The organism is Candidatus Amarolinea dominans (genome assembly GCA_016719785.1).
Lineage (GTDB): Bacteria > Chloroflexota > Anaerolineae > SSC4 > Amarolineaceae > Amarolinea > Amarolinea dominans.
In genome coordinates, this window is record JADJYJ010000006.1 from 107,174 (window position 1) to 122,387 (window position 15,214).

At 63.3% G+C, this 15,214-nt stretch carries 11 protein-coding genes; 4 read left to right on the forward strand and 7 right to left on the reverse strand.

The genetic code is table 11. The annotated features are described in order from the left end of the window. The first annotated feature begins 125 nt into the window (after positions 1–125). Positions 126–2,366, forward strand: coding sequence for a 6-phosphofructokinase (locus IPM84_09085; protein MBK9092916.1), 2,241 nt, complete (start codon positions 126–128; stop codon positions 2,364–2,366). Positions 2,367–2,767: 401 nt separating this feature from the next. On the opposite strand, the gene IPM84_09090 is transcribed toward IPM84_09085, so the two are convergent. From IPM84_09090 to IPM84_09115, 6 genes are all read right to left on the reverse strand, one after another. Continuing rightward, complete coding sequence (locus IPM84_09090) at positions 2,768–3,763, reverse strand: ketoacyl-ACP synthase III (protein MBK9092917.1); 996 nt, start codon at positions 3,761–3,763, stop codon at positions 2,768–2,770. Between the two features lie 22 nt (positions 3,764–3,785). Next, entirely contained in the window at positions 3,786–4,574 is a 789-nt protein-coding gene (locus IPM84_09095) for an alpha/beta hydrolase (GenBank protein ID MBK9092918.1), read from the reverse strand. A gap of 182 nt (positions 4,575–4,756) precedes the next feature. Beyond that, positions 4,757–5,203: a universal stress protein gene (locus IPM84_09100; GenBank protein MBK9092919.1), complete on the reverse strand. Its 447-nt coding sequence runs from the start codon at positions 5,201–5,203 to the stop codon at positions 4,757–4,759. A gap of 62 nt (positions 5,204–5,265) precedes the next feature. Beyond that, positions 5,266–6,834, reverse strand: coding sequence for a long-chain fatty acid--CoA ligase (locus IPM84_09105; GenBank protein MBK9092920.1), 1,569 nt, complete (start codon positions 6,832–6,834; stop codon positions 5,266–5,268). Positions 6,835–6,848: 14 nt separating this feature from the next. Then, positions 6,849–7,142 (reverse strand): Dabb family protein, encoded by a 294-nt coding sequence (locus IPM84_09110; GenBank protein ID MBK9092921.1) that lies wholly within the window; start codon positions 7,140–7,142, stop codon positions 6,849–6,851. A 60-nt stretch (positions 7,143–7,202) separates the two neighbouring features. Then, the gene (locus IPM84_09115; GenBank protein MBK9092922.1) at positions 7,203–8,210 is read right to left on the reverse strand and encodes an aminopeptidase; all 1,008 of its coding nucleotides are present in this window, start codon (positions 8,208–8,210) and stop codon (positions 7,203–7,205) included. 291 nt (positions 8,211–8,501) lie between these two features. Between IPM84_09115 and IPM84_09120 the strand changes: the two genes are divergently transcribed. Then, positions 8,502–9,524, forward strand: coding sequence for a LysM peptidoglycan-binding domain-containing protein (locus IPM84_09120; protein MBK9092923.1), 1,023 nt, complete (start codon positions 8,502–8,504; stop codon positions 9,522–9,524). Positions 9,525–10,138: 614 nt separating this feature from the next. Further along, positions 10,139–14,224, forward strand: a complete 4,086-nt coding sequence (locus tag IPM84_09125) for a hypothetical protein (protein MBK9092924.1) — start codon at positions 10,139–10,141, stop codon at positions 14,222–14,224. Here IPM84_09125 and IPM84_09130 read toward each other — a convergent pair. Next, the gene (locus IPM84_09130) at positions 14,202–14,402 is read right to left on the reverse strand and encodes a hypothetical protein (protein ID MBK9092925.1); all 201 of its coding nucleotides are present in this window, start codon (positions 14,400–14,402) and stop codon (positions 14,202–14,204) included. The two genes, IPM84_09125 and IPM84_09130, sit on opposite strands and share 23 nt — an antisense overlap. On the opposite strand from IPM84_09130, the gene IPM84_09135 reads away from it, so the two are divergent. Further along, entirely contained in the window at positions 14,389–15,192 is an 804-nt protein-coding gene (locus tag IPM84_09135; protein ID MBK9092926.1) for a hypothetical protein, read from the forward strand. The two genes, IPM84_09130 and IPM84_09135, sit on opposite strands and share 14 nt — an antisense overlap. Positions 15,193–15,214: the final 22 nt, after the last annotated feature.

Below are 15,214 nucleotides of genomic sequence, written 5' to 3' on the forward strand. Positions count from 1 at the left end.
GGATTCCCTGGGCGCCTGTGGTATACTTGATAGAGAAGAAGCCAAAGTAATGCCCATGGGCGCCCGCTGGCCCGCACAGGCAGCGCCCGAAGCCTGACGCCCCGGGATGAAGGAGAATTTGTCGTATGTCAACAAATGTCAGACGTGTTGGGATTTTGACCAGCGGCGGCGATGCGCCCGGAATGAACGCCGCGGTCCGCGCGGTGACGCGCGCAGCTCTGGAGCGGGGTGCGGAGGTGTACGCGATCTACGAAGGCTACCAGGGCATGGTGGATGGCGGCGACCGCATCCGCCCGCTGACGTGGGAATCGGTGGGCGGCATCCTGCAAAAAGGCGGCACGATCATCGGCACGGCGCGCTGCCCCGCGTTTCGCACGCGCGAGGGACGGCGCCAGGCGGCCCGCAACCTGGTGCGCTTCGGCATTGACGCCCTGGTGGTTATCGGCGGCGACGGCAGCCTGACCGGCGCCAATCAGTTCCGCGGGGAATGGCTGGAACTGCTGGCCGAGTTGGTCAAGACGGACGAGATCAGCCCGGAGAGGGCCGAACGGCACAAGCACCTGGCGATCGTGGGCCTGGTCGGCTCGATTGACAATGACATGTACGGCACCGACATGACCATTGGCGCGGACACGGCGCTGCGGCGCATCACCGATGCCGTGGACGCGATTGCCAGCACGGCCGCCAGCCATCAGCGCACCTTCGTGGTCGAGGTGATGGGGCGCCACTGTGGCTACCTGGCGTTGATGGGCGCCATTGCCGCTGGCGCCGATTTTGTGCTGATTCCTGAAAGCCCGCCAGACGTGGACAATTGGGAAGACAGCATGTGCAGCCTGATGAAGGCTGGCCGCGCGGCCGGGCGCCGTGACAGCATCGTCATCGTGGCCGAAGGCGCGCAGGATCGCAACGGCAAACCGATCAGCGTGGACTACGTCCAGCAGGTGTTGGAACAGCGTCTGGGCGAAGATGCGCGCGTGACGATCCTGGGACATGTGCAGCGCGGTGGCTCGCCCACCGCGTTCGATCGCAACCTGGCGACGCTGACCGGGTTTGCGGCCGTGGATGAACTGCTGGCGATGACGCCAGAGAGCGAGCCGCAGGTGATCGGCATCCGCGGCAATCGCATCAACAAGGCGCCGCTCATGCACTGTGTCAAGCAGACGCAGGCCGTGGCCGAGGCCATTGGCGACAAGGACTTTGGCCGGGCGATGGATCTGCGCGGCGGCAGCTTCAAGGATTCGTTCCGCATCCTGCGCACGATGGTGCGCGCCTTGCCGCACGAGCCACAACCAGAGCAACGCCGTCTGCGCCTGGCCATGCTGCACGGCGGCGGCCCGGCGCCCGGCATGAACACCACCATCCGCGCGGCCCTGCGCCTGGGCCTGGATCAAGGGCACATCATGCTCGGCGTGGAGCAGGGCTTCGAGGGGTTGATTGCCGGCAAGGTGCGCGAAATGAATTGGATGAGCGCCAACGGCTGGGCCTCGCTGGGCGGCGCGGAGCTGGGCACGAACCGCAAGGTGCCGTCCGGCCGCGATCTGTACGCGCTTGCGCGCACGATCGAGGAGCAAAAACTCGACGGCCTGCTGATGGTGGGCGGCTGGTCAGGCTATCAGGCGGCTTTCAAGCTGGTGAGCGAGCGCAAGAACTATCCCGCGTTCAACCTTCCGATCATCTGCCTGCCGGCCAGCATTGACAACGACCTGCCCGGCTCGGAGCTGAGCATCGGCGCGGACACGGCCTTGAACAACATCGTCGAGGCGGTGGACAAGATCAAGCAAACGGCCGTGGCCTACCGGCGCTGTTTCATCGTGGAGGTGATGGGGCGCTACTGCGGCTACCTGGCGCTCCTCAGCGGCCTGGCCACCGGCGCGGAGCGGGTCTATCTGCACGAAGAAGGCGTGACCTTGCGCGACCTGGAGAATGACCTGGCGAATCTGCGCAACGGCTTCGAGCACGGTAAGCGCCTGGGCTTGCTCATCCGCAATGAAATGGCGCACCCGGTGTACACGACCGGCGTCATGTGCGCGCTGCTGGAGGCGGAGGGCAAGGGGCTGTACGATGTACGTCAGGCCATCCTGGGCCATTTGCAGCAGGGCGGCAGTCCGACGCCTTTCGACCGCATTCAGTCCATGCGCCTGGCCGCGCGCTGCATCGAGTGGCTGATCGCGGAGGCGCAGAAGCCGGAGCCGGGCGCAGCCTTCATCGGCCTGGAGGCGGGTCAAGTGCGCTTCCACGATCTGATTGACCTGCCGCGCATGGCCGACGAACCGTTCCAACGCCCCAAGGAACAGTGGTGGATGAACCTGCGCCCGATCGTGCGCGTGCTGGCCCAGCCGGGGCCGAGCGGAGGACATGCGGAATAGTGCAATGCGTTTTCGGAGAAAACGCAGAAAGTGCAATGCGTTTTCTCCGAAAACGCAGCGTGCAAAAGGTAGGGGCTGAATGCTGAATGCGCAGCTGGGAGATGGCGACCTGACTGCACCAGCCAAAACCGGTTCGCCCACAGGGTGACGCAGGAGATTGAATGAATGTCATTCCGGCCCGCCCGACCATCTACCACATCACGCATGTTGATAACCGGGGGCAGGCTGGAGCTGCTCGCGACGGTTCATTGGGTCGTAACGCACGAAGGCATAACGGATCGAGAGCAGATTACGCGTGCAGTTCATACGTGGAATGCACGCAAGCAGCAGTTTTCTTCTGCACAGATCACACTGGCCCTGGATCGCCTACGAGAACAAGGTTGGCTGAAAATGGCTGTGGCCTAAACCGTCCATCGGAAGAGCACACAGCCGATCGCCATGCCGCCGCCGGTGGCGCAGAAGATGACGTGGTCGCCGGCGTGTGGGCCTTTGCCGCGCTCCACGGCGTCATCCAGGGCCATCGGAATGCAGGCCGAGCCGGTGTAGCCCCACTTGTCCATGATCCAATGGGTCTTGCTCAAGGGCTGTCCCAGGTTCGCCATGACGGTCTTGATGGTGTTGACGTTGAGCTGCGTGAAGAAGAACCAATTGACGTCGTCCACGGTCAGGCCGGCGCGTGCGGTCACCTGCCGAATCAGCGGCGGCCAGCGCTCGCTGTTGAAGGTGGCTGGGAATTTGCGCACGAACTGCACCCGCGGCTTGCCCTGCGCGTTGACCACCTCAGGCGTGGCCGGGCGGAAGGTGCCGCCGGTGTAGACGCCCAGGGCATCGTGAAATTCACCCATCGCCAGCAGCTTGCCGCCCAGGAAACCGGGCTGCTCCCCCGCCCCCAGGATGACCGCGCCCGCGCCGTCGGCAAAGAGGGTGCCGGTCTGCTTGTCGTGCCAGTCGAGGAAACGGGTCATGCCATAGGCGCCGACCACCAGGATGTGGCGGTAGTTCGTGTCCGTGGCGATGTAGCGGCTTCCGATGTCGAGCGCCGTGACCCAGGCCGCGCACGCACAGTTGACGTCGAAGGCGCCGGCGTTGGTCGCGTTGAGCTTGCCTTGCACCACCGAGGCCGTGGCCGGACTCAAATAGTCGGGCGTGTCGGTGGCGACGATGATGAGATCGAGGTCCGCGGCGGTCAGGCCGGCGCGCTCCAGCGCCTGCTGCGCCGCGGCCACCACCAGGTCCGACGTGACCTGCTCCGGCGCCATGACATGGCGTTCTTCGATCCCAACCTTCTCGATCAGCCAGGGGCCGACATCCTGACCCAGGATGGCGCTGACATCGGCATTGGTGACGACACGTTCCGGCACATAACGTCCGGTAGACAAGATTTGCGCGTAGGGCATGGGTCAACTCCTCAAAACTGGACTACAAAAGAAAATCGAGCAGCGCCTGCACGGTCGCGGCCGGGTCTTCGATGGGGAAGATGTGGCCGGTGTGGGGAATGATAGTCACACTGGCCTGCGGCAGGAGACCGGCCAGCAGCGCGGCGTTGGCGGGCGGCGCCACCTTGTCGTGTTCGCCAAAGAGCACGTTGACCGGGCAGGTGATTTGTCCCAGGCGCGCTTCTGCGTTGTGCTGAGCGCCGGCCATGACCTGCGCCTGGTAGTGCGCCGGGGCAATCGGGCCGCTGAGGCGATACGCCAGCAGTTCGGCGACGACGTCCGGATGGGTCCCGGCAAAGCCCGGCGCACAGGCGACGGCGATGCCGCGGCGGATCAGCTCCAGCGGGTCGCCGCTGCGATTGAGCAGCACATCGAGCGCCTCCGGGGTGATGGGCACGACGTTGGGGCCGCCGCTGGTGGTGGCCGCCAGCACCAGTTTGCTGACCAGGGCCGGCCGCGCCAGGGCCAGTTCCTGCGCGATGAAACCGCCCAGCGAATGACCAACCACGTAGGCCGACTCGATGCCCAGCGCGTCGAGCAGGCCGGCCGCGTCGGCCGCCAGCAGCGCGGTGGAATAGGGGCCGTCCACGCGGCTGCTCTGGCCGACGCCGCGGTTGTCAAAGGTGATGACGCGGTAATGACGACTAAGGTCGGGCGTCAGTTTGTGCCAGAACCAGGCGCCATAACCCACGCCGGTGATGAGGAGCAGCGGCTGCCCCTGCCCGGCGCTCTCGTAGTGCAAGGTGATTTCGTTTGCAGCGATTTGTGACATAGTTTCCTCATGCAGATTAAGAGCCTCACCTCAACCCCCGGCCCCTTCTCCTCTCCGCGTGGTGGAGAGGAGAAGGGGGGACGAGCCTCACCTCAACCCCCGGCCCCTTCTCCTCTCCGCGTGGCGGAGAGGAGAAGGGGGGACGAGCCTCACCTCAACCCCTTGCATTGGGGCCTGCATTCTCAGATGCGGACTTGTTCTTCGGCTGTGGCGTGTGCGATCAGGATCGGTACATCGGTCAGATGCAGCACGTTGTCGCTGACGCTTCCCAGCAGAACCTGCTCCATGGGGGAAAGGCCGCGGCGGCCCATGATGATGAGATCGCAGCCTTGTTCGGCGGCCACGCGCACGATGGCTGCAGCGGCCGGGCCTTCGACAATGGCGGGGTGTACGACAACGCCGGTGCGCTGCGCATTGATGATCGCGGGGGACATGATGCGCATGGCCTCGGCCTGTTCCAGGTCGAGAAACTCATCCGCATCGTCCAACGGGGATGAACTGGTAATGGGGGCATACGCATGCAGAATGTAAAGCTCCGCGTGGAGTGCTTCTGCCATGCCGATGGCGTAGCTCAGGGCTTCGCGGCTGTGGGTCGAGCCGTCGAAGGCGAGCAGCAAACGCTTGAACATAAACATGCTCCGATGACGCTGCCATTCGTTGACGTGCGTTCGGGGGCCGGCGACCGCGGGGGTCAGTCGCGACCGTACAACGCCAGCAGCGCCTGTTTGTTGACTTTGCCCGCGCCGGTCAGCGGCAGTTGGGGCGCCACCACCACCGATTTGGGCACTTTGTAGCGCGCAAGACGGCCGCGCAGATAGGTCATAAATTCCTCACTGTTCCACGCGCCGGCCGCGTCCTTGCGGCCATCCTGGTCAGCCAAGATAACGATCAGGCGCCCGACCTCGCCCCAATACGGATCAGGTACGCCGATGAGCGCGGCCGCGGCCACGGCCGGATGTCCGCAGGCCACGCTTTCGATCTCCGCCGGATAGATGTTTTCACCGCCGGAGATGATCAAATCCTTGCTGCGGCCGGCGATCGTGTAGTAGCCTTCTTCATCACAGATTGCCAGATCACCGGTGTGCAGCCAGCCGTCGGCGTCAATGGCCGCGGCGCTGGCAGCCGGATTGTTCCAGTAACCGGCGCAGACGTGCGGCCCGCGGATGAGCAGCTCGCCTGGCTCTCCGGCCGCGCAGGGCTGACCGTCCGGCCGGATCAGCTTGACCTGCACATGAAAGAGCGGAAAACCCACCGCGCCGGGCTTGCGCCGCACATCCGCCCCGGGCAGCCAGAAGGTGTTCGGGCCAGCCTCGGTCAGGCCGTAGCCGGACTTGAAATCCACCCCTTTGGCCCAAAAGCGCTCGAACACGGGTAGGGGGCAGGGCGCGCCTCCGCTGATGACCAACTTGAGACGGCTAAAATCGGCGGTGGGCCACCGCGGATGCTGCTGCAGGGCGTTGAACATGGTGGGCACGCCGAAAAACAGGGTGGCCGCAACTCCGCCCGCGCCCTCGGCCACCAGGTCGAACACCTGACCGGCGTCGAAGCCCTGGCAGACGATGGACGCACCGCCGATGTACACCAGCGGTGCGGTGAAGACATTCAGCCCGCCGGTGTGAAAGAGCGGCGCGTTCAGGATGGCAACATCGTCGGCCGTCAGCCCCCAACTAACCACCGTGTTGACGGCGTTGGCGGTGATCGCGCGATGGGTCAAGATGGCGCCTTTGGGCAGGCCCGTGGTGCCGCCCGTGTAGCAGATGACCCAGGGCTGTTCCCAGTCAAAACCGGCTTCGGGGAGATCGGCGCCGCTGCACGCCTCGCGCTGGCTGAAGGACTGATCGCCTGGCCGGTCGGGCTGTCCCAGGGCCACCCAATGGCGCACGCTGGGCGCCAGACCGCGCAGGTCGGCGACCACGTCGCGGAACTCCGGGCCGTAGATGAACACCGCCGGCGCGGCGTCCTGGACAATCCCTTGCAGCTCGGCCGCGGTCAGGCGCCAGTTGAGATTTTGCAGCACCGCGCCCAGCTTGCCCAGGGCAAACCAGAGGTCCAGGTACTCCACGCAGTTCAGGGCCAGCATCGCCACACGATCGCCGGGCCGCACGCCCAGCGCATTCCGCAGAAATGCCGCGGTACGATTGGCCTGCGCGTTCCAGGCGCGATAGGTGATGATGGGGCGTTCCTGGTGCAGGGTATCAACCAGGGCCACACGGTCAGGCGTCAGGCTGGCCCGGCGGGCCAGCCAATCCACGGCAGGAATCGTCATGATCGGGGTCAGGGGGCGCTGTAGTCCACCGAAACGCGGCTGGCGCACAGCTCTTCGATCCTCTGGAGCAGCGCTTGTACCGCGGGATGTTTGAAGTAGCGCAGGAGCGCGTCCTTGTCGGCAAAGTCGCCGACCACGGCCATGTCGTAGGCCAGGTCAATGTTCAGTTCATTGCAGCCTGTGGACCAGTTGACAATCTCAGGCACTTGGTTGGGCAGCGCGGCCAAATCAGCCACCAACTGCCCGCACGCGAACTCCGGTGCGTGCGACTTGAATTTGAAAAGAGCCACATGTCGAAACATACGTGATTTCCTTCGTCACTTTCTTGTGCATTTCGTTCTCACCAGTTGCGCTGGTGAGATTTACAGTGTAAACTTCCCATCTACCATGATCGTGCGCCCATCCAGTTCGATGGTACACGACGTGGGGATGACATCCACATGAATGCTGGCCGACCAGGTCGCGCCGGTTTCATGCGGATACGAATCACCAAATGCGACGTGAATGCCCGGCAGCTTTTCGTCCTGCAGCAGATTGCCGGTCAACCCGTTGAGGCCGATGTTGGTGCCGATGGCAAATTCGCCCATGCGCCGTCCGTTTTCGGCCGAAGAGAGATAGGCGGTGACTTCATCCACCAGCGCCTGGTTGGCGCCTGTCACGCGGCTGATCTCGCCGGCGCTGATGTGAAAGAAGATCGGCGTCGGCAGCACGCCGTATTTCTCGCTGAAGTAATCGCCCAAAACGCTGGCCGCCACCACGCCCTCGGCTGTCGCCGGGCAGGTGAAGGTTTCCCCTTCGGGTAGATTGCCCCATTGTCCCGCCCGATGATAGATTCCCGTGCAGGGCACCCAACGCAGCGCCGGATCGAAACGCGCGGTCAGGTCGGTGCCGGCCGGCGAGGTGACGTGAATCTCATGGGCCTGGCGTGCCAGTTCGTAGACCTGCTCGGTCAGGCGGGCAATCTGATGGTAGTCCGCGGTCATACCCTGGGTCATGAGCTGCTCGGTGATGCCGATCATATGGGCATGGCGCACGTGCAGGTCGTGTACCAGGAAGACGCGCAGGCCGATGCGGAAGGTGATCTCGCCCTTCTGGCCGGTGGCTGCATAGAAGGTCACGCTGGGCGCAAAGGTCACCAGATCTTGATGCAGGGCCACCGGCACGGCCACAATGGGCCGCGGGGCGTAGTCTTCCAACTGCACGATGCGCACAACCGCACCGGCCGAACGCGCTGCTTCGGCCAGCGCTTCAGCGATGGAGGCGCGGGCGCGATCGGTGAGAATGAACACGCGGTCCTGGGCGGTGACGCCCATGCAGGTGAACACCGCGCTGTGCGCGCCCGGGCGCAATGCTGCCAGTGGATCAATCACGCTTTCGTCGCTCCTTTCGATCCGTGTACGATTTCGATGATCTACTATTCATTATACCCACGAACGGCCCAACCGTAAAGAACACACCCGGTTACGGAATGAATCCAATCACTTTGACAAATCCAAACGACCGGCGTATGATGATGCTGTACGCCCACTGGGGTGTACCGGATGCCCCGCAGGTCAGCTACTTCCTCAAACCATCGCGCGCCGGCCTCATCCGATCTTCGTCAGTAGTCGTGCATCTGAGTGGCACAGTATATCGGTCAATGACCAGGAGAAAAGAATACTATGGGAGTTTTTCAATCGCAGAAGACAGTTCCCGTCCAGATGACGGACCTGGCGCCGGTGGCCCAAGCGGTCGCCAGCCATTTTCAAGCCAAGGGCTTCGAGGTGAAGAGCCAGCGCACGGACAAGGGTTGGCATGTCAGCGTCAGCAAGGCCGACACGTTCAAGGTGGTCATGGGCACCAAGACAGCCCTGAACGTGGAGCTGGAGCCAAAGGGCGATGGCACCGAGATCAGCGCGGGGATTGGCGTCTTCGGCCAGCAGAGCGGCGGACTCGGTTCGATCATGGCGGGGCCACTGATGATTACCCAACTGTGGGGCATGGTGCAGCAGTCCAAGTTGGACGACGAGGCGCTGGCCGTGGCGGAAAAGGCGCTGCAGGATGCCAAGTCCGCGGGGGCCACATCGGAAAAGGCAGCCGCGGATCGCGCAACGGCCGCACGCGCGGCGGCTGAGATGCAAGCTGAGATGGAAGCACGCCGGCACGAAGAAGAGGCGACTGCGGAAGCGGAGGCCAAGGCTCAGGCGGCGGCCGCGGCCAAGGCGGCCGCGGCTGCGAAGGCCCACATGGAGGCCCAGATCGCAGCCCGCGTGCAGCAGGAAGCCGAGGCCGCCACCCGCGCACAGGCTGCGGCGGCGGCGAAGGCCCACATGGAGGCCGAAATCGCCGCCCGCGTGCAGCAGGAACATGCCGAGGCCGAAGCCCGTGTGCAGGCTGCGGCAGAGACAGCAGCAAAAGCGGAAGCAGAGGCCAAGGCGAAGGCTGAAGCAGAGATGCAGGCCAAGGCCGAGGCGGCTGCCCAGGCCCGCGACGCGTTGGGGCGTGGGTCCCAACCGGTGGGCACACGCGGTGTCCTCGGCGGCAGCGAGCGGACGCACGTCGTGGTCGCTGGCGACAGCCTGTACAAGATCGCGGCGCACTTCTATGGCAACGGCAACCGCTGGCCTGAGATTTTCGAGGCCAACAAGGATATCATCAAGAACCCGCGCATCATTCGCCCCGGCCAGAAGCTGCGCATTCCCTGATCTGGCCAGCCCCCCGTGCAACGCAGGTCGGCCATCGTCCCACCGAAACGGAGCGAGAGGCGTTCCTGTAGGTCCGGCCTCCTGGCCGGACGACGCTGGACGAGGGAAATAAGCTCTCCGGCGGCGGGCGTCGTCACGCCGGAGACGTGACCTACGGCTTGGGCAATACGGCAAACAGCAGCCACGAATTACACGAATTAGCACGAATTTCAGGATCTTTTCGTGTCAATTCGTGCAATTCGTGGCCGAAACGCGGTTCAGTCGAAGGAGACGACGCCCACCCCTCTCATGAGCCGTTTTGCCAATTGGGTCAGGTTCTGGTACAATTTTCCTACTTCAAGCAGACCGCCTAATTTTTTGGCCATGATTCCCGGATACACCTTCTTCTTTGATTCGGCTGCTGCCTTCTACGCCTGCCTGCTGCGGTTCAACGCCAGTTGAACGCTGGTCTGCTTCCTGGATTGTGTTCGGCGCCCATTCCAACCGGCGCCCAGGGTCTAGCGGCCCCAGATCTTCGTCGTTCGTCAGCTCAGTCCCCCAGCATCGGAGGAATTCTTTTATGTCACATCGTCGTCCGTTGTCGAAGCGCCTGTCCAGTCCTTCTCCTGTTCAGCATGCTGGCTGCAGTGTGTACGCCCGCGTTGGCGCACACCAACGCCCAGGTTCCCCAGGCCAAACCCGCGGCGCGGGCTTTTGCCCCGACCGTCACCAAAACCGTGGGCGGCGGTGGCGACTATGCCACCCTCAAAGCCGCGTTCGATGACATCAACGCAGGGGTTCTGACCGGCGCCATCCAACTCGATGTCATCGGCGACACCACCGAGACAGCGACCGCATCGCTCAACGCCAGTGGGATAGGATCGGCGTCCTACACGTCGGTGCTGATCCAGCCCTCTGGCGGAGCGCGTACGATTACAGGCAGTATCATCGGCGCTATCATCAAACTGACAGGCGCTGACAACGTCACCATTGACGGCCGGATCGCTGGCGTCGGGCGCAATCTGACGGTCAGTAACACCAGCACGTCCGCTTCGACCGCGGCTATCTGGCTGACCAGCACCGGCGTTGGCGCTGGTGCGACCAACAACGTCATTCGCAACCTCGAAATCGCTGGCGGCGCGACGCAGAACACCAGCACCAGCTCGACTTTCGGGATCATCCTGGCCAGCAACAACACTTCGATCAGCACTACCAGCAATAGCGACGACAATGACAACAACAGTTTCATTGCTAATCGCATTATCCGAGCGCGATACGGCATTGTCACGCGAGGAACGACAACCAACCTGACGCTCAACACGATCGTAACCGACAACCTCGTCGGACCGAGCTCGTTTGGCGTGGACCAGATTGGTAAGGTCGGCATCCTTATGCAAGCTGACCAGGGTGCAACCGTCTCGCGCAACACTGTTCAGTTCGTGGGCGGTGACTTTGCCAATACAACCGGCGGCGCGGACCGCGTGGGAATCGGCATCGGACAAGAGTCATGGAGCACCGCACCCAGCACAATAACCTCAAACACATACATTGTGACGAAGAACATCATTCACGATGTTGTCGAGGAGAGGACTTTCTCCGCTGTCGGTCTGCTCTTGGGCACCACCGGCGGTGGTTCGGCGACCAGTAATGTGGTCGCCAACAACTTCATCTACAATGTCAAGGCCAACGGGACGGCCGGCGATAACGCCGCCGGACTGGGGATTGCAGGCGGACATACCGACACGGTCGTTTTCAATTCCATCTCCATGACTGGGGACGTCGATCCCAACCCGAGCGCGTCTGCCACGACGAACTTCGGTAGCGGAATTCGTATCGCTAACGCAAGCGGCGCAACGCATGCGAATTTGACGCTTGAGAACAACAGCGTCTACATGGACTTGAGCTCGTCAAGCACGGTAGCCGTGCGTTACTACGCCATTAGCGGAAATTCGGCGGCCTACAGCTTCGGCACAGGCGCTGAGAACAACAACAATTACTACATCAACCCCTTGAATACGCAGCTTCAGACGGGCGGTTTGGGCAGCACCTCCGGCAACACCCTGACGACGCAGTTCGCCACGCTCGCCAACTGGCAGACAGCGTATACGGTTCCGCAAGATGCCGCGTCGATTCAAGCCAATCCCAACTATAACTCTGTCACGTCGGATTTGCACATCAACGGTGCATCGCCGAACATCGATGTCGCCGTAACCATCGCGGGCATTGCGGACGATATTGACAACGAAGCCCGTCCGAATGGTGCGTCTCCAGACATCGGCGCGGATGAGTTTTATGCTCTGCCCGGTCAACTGAGATTCAGTTCCGCAACCTACAGTGGAAATGAAGGTACCACGGCGACGATTACAGTGCAGAGAGTCAGTGGTTCGTCCGGAACGGTCACGGTTGATTATGCCACAAGCAACGGAACGGCCACGGGCGGAACGTGCGGCACAGATGACTACGTTCCCGCAGCCGGCACTCTAAGTTTTGGCGATACCGTCACTAGTCAGACCTTCAACGTAACCCTCTGCTCAGATGCAGTTGTTGATCCACTCGAAACAGTCAACCTTGCTCTGTTAAATCCCACGGGTGGAGCGACGTTGACAGCACCCAGCACCGCCGTATTGACAATCGGCGACGTCCCACCGCCGTTCAGTGGCGCCTACACGGTGGGCTCGGGCGGAACGTATCCGTCGCTGACCAATACCGGTGGTATCTTCGAGGCAATCAACCTGGCAGGTGCGACTGGCAATGTCACGATCAATATCATCTCGGACCTGACCGGAGAGCTTGGAACCCATGCCTTGAATGAAATCGCCGGCGGGTACGCGGTCCTAATCAAACCCAGCGGCGCACCGCGCACCATCACGGGCAGCAACACCGGCGCGTTGATCAAGCTCAACGGCGCGGACGGTGTGAGGATCGACGGCTGGACAGGGGCCACGGTCGCCGGAGACGCTGGCGGCAATCCGGCGTTACGCGAGCTGACCATTCAGAACACCAACACAGGCACGTCGGCAGTCGTGATCGCAGTCCAATCCGGTACCAACGGTGCCCAGAACGATACCATCAAGAACGTCAACGTACTTGGGCAGGACCCGACGACGACGCTAATAGGTATCGCGCTGGGCGGCAATACACCGGGATCCCTTGGTACCGACAACGACGGCAACCGCGTGGAGAACTGCTCGGTCAAGCGCGCGATCTACGGTATCTACTCGGCGGGCGCCAGCGCAGCCAATCCCAACCTCGGCACGGTGATTACCCAAAATGACCTGTCGGCGACGACGACCGACCGCATTCGCCGGGTGGGCATCGTTGTTTTCAATGAGGACGGCGTCCAAATCAGCGAGAATAGCGTTGGCGGGCTGGACACCAACGAAAGCGCCGATGCCATCGGTATCGGCGTTGGCACGCAGGGCGTGGATACCACGAACACGACGAGCGGCGGCGTGGTCAACGCCTTCGTGTCGCGCAACAGGGTCAACGGTGTCAACAGCGCCAGTACCGTCGGGTACTCCGCAGCCGGTATCGCGGTGGCCGGTTGGCAAGGCGGCGCCAACACCATCGTCAACAACATGATCTCAGGAGTCACTGCGCCGGCGACCTCACCTGATATCGTGGCGGGCATCTATGTGGTGGGAGCAACCGGTTCCATCACACAACTCTACTACAACTCGGTTTCCATGACCGGTGACCGCAGCGCAGTGGCCAGTCAAACACCGAGTTTTGGCATCGCCGTGACCGGCACCGACCCGACAGTGGTAGCAAAGAACAACATCTTCTACACCACGCAAACGTCTGGGGGCGGTGTGAATGCCAAGAGCTATGCGATCGGCATGGTGACCACCACCTTCGTCAACCTCGACTCGAACTACAATGACTTCTGGTCAACCGGGGCGAACGACGGTGGATTCCGCAGCGGTTCCCTGACTACTGCGGCAGGAACGGACTATGCCACGCTGGCGCTTTGGCAAGCGGCGGTTGCCGACGATGCGAATTCGATCGAGGCTGACCCGGTCTTCGTCTCTCCGACCAACGATCTGCACATTAGCAGCGCCTTGTCACCGGTCAGCAATGCCGGCACGCCGATTGGCAGCGTCACCACCGACTACGACGGCGAAGCGCGCGACGGCACGACGCCTGAAATCGGAGCGGATGAGCTGACCGTGGTTGCGACGGATACGCCGACCCCGACCGACACCTCAGTGCCGCCGACCGATACGCCGACCCCGACCCCAACCGCAACGCCGGTGCCACCCACGGATACGCCGACCCCGACCGCAACGCCGGTGCCACCGACGAATACGCCGACCCCGACCCCGACCGCAACGCCGGTGCCGCCGACGAATACGCCGACCCCGACCCCGACCGCAACGCCGGTGCCGCCGACGAATACGCCGACCCCGACCCCGACGCCGGTGCCGCCGACCGCGACCCCAACCGACACCCCGGTAGCACCGACGGCCACCCCAACCGACACGCCGGTAGCGCCCACGGCCACCCCGACCGACACGCCGGTAGCACCGACGGCCACCCCAACCGACACGCCGGTAGCGCCCACGGCTACCCCGACCGACACGCCGGTAGCACCGACGGCCACCCCAACCGACACGCCGGTAGCGCCCACGGCTACCCCGACCGACACGCCGGTAGCACCGACGGCTACCCCAACCGACACGCCGGTAGCGCCCACGGCTACCCGACCGACACGCCGGTAGCACCGACGGCCACCCCAACCGACACGCCGGTAGCGCCCACGGCTACCCCGACCGACACGCCGGTTCCGCCTACGGCCACGCCAACGCCAACCGCAACCTCAGCGCCGGCCACTCCGACGCCGACACGTACTCCAACCCCAACCAGTGTGCCCGGTAGCCCGGTGTTGACCTTCTTCACGGCCAACGGCTTCACGGTCGCCTCGGTAAACTACAGCGGCTTCACGCCTGGCGTAACTTACCGCCTCAAGGTGTTCCGCTCAGTGGATACGACTGTCAGCGTGGGTGACATGGGTCTGGGCTTTGTGGACTTCGTCTCCGCAACCAGCAGCGGTGTGTTCAACTTCCCGATTGGAGACGGAAACAACTTCCCGCTTGGAGCCGGAATCAACTTCCCGACCACCGATCCCGGGTTCGACTACTATCTGCTGGCGCAGCTGCGTGAATCGCCCTCTACCGCAGTCTTCTACGGCATCTATCACCTGCCGGCCAGCCCGGTGTTCGTGCATGGCGGCGCTGCGCTCGCGGACAGGGTCACTGTTCTGTCGGTCTCTACCGCGGAAATTGCCGACGGTGTGCGTGTGAAGCTGGGCAACCCCTCCTTCACCTACGCCACCGGCGATGTGACCGGCATCAACATTCACACCTATGCGGGCAATGAATTCATCAGCGCGGTAAGCCTCGCCGCCCCCATTGCGCTCACGGTCTACGCAGGCGATGGCAACGACACGGTGATCACCGGGTCTGGCGCAGACATCATACGCGGCGGCGCCGGCAGCGACGTGCTGAACGGTCAGGGCGGCGCGGATTCCATCACCGGCGATGCGGGTAACGATACCCTCTACGCGGGCGGCGGCTGCAGCGGCGACGGCGCGGTTGACCGCCTGGACGGCGGCGCGGACACCGACACAGCCTACCATGTAGGCGCCGGTGACCGCCTGTTCAACATCGAAACGATCATCGGCTGCTAAGGCAGCCCTGTGGGCCTCTACC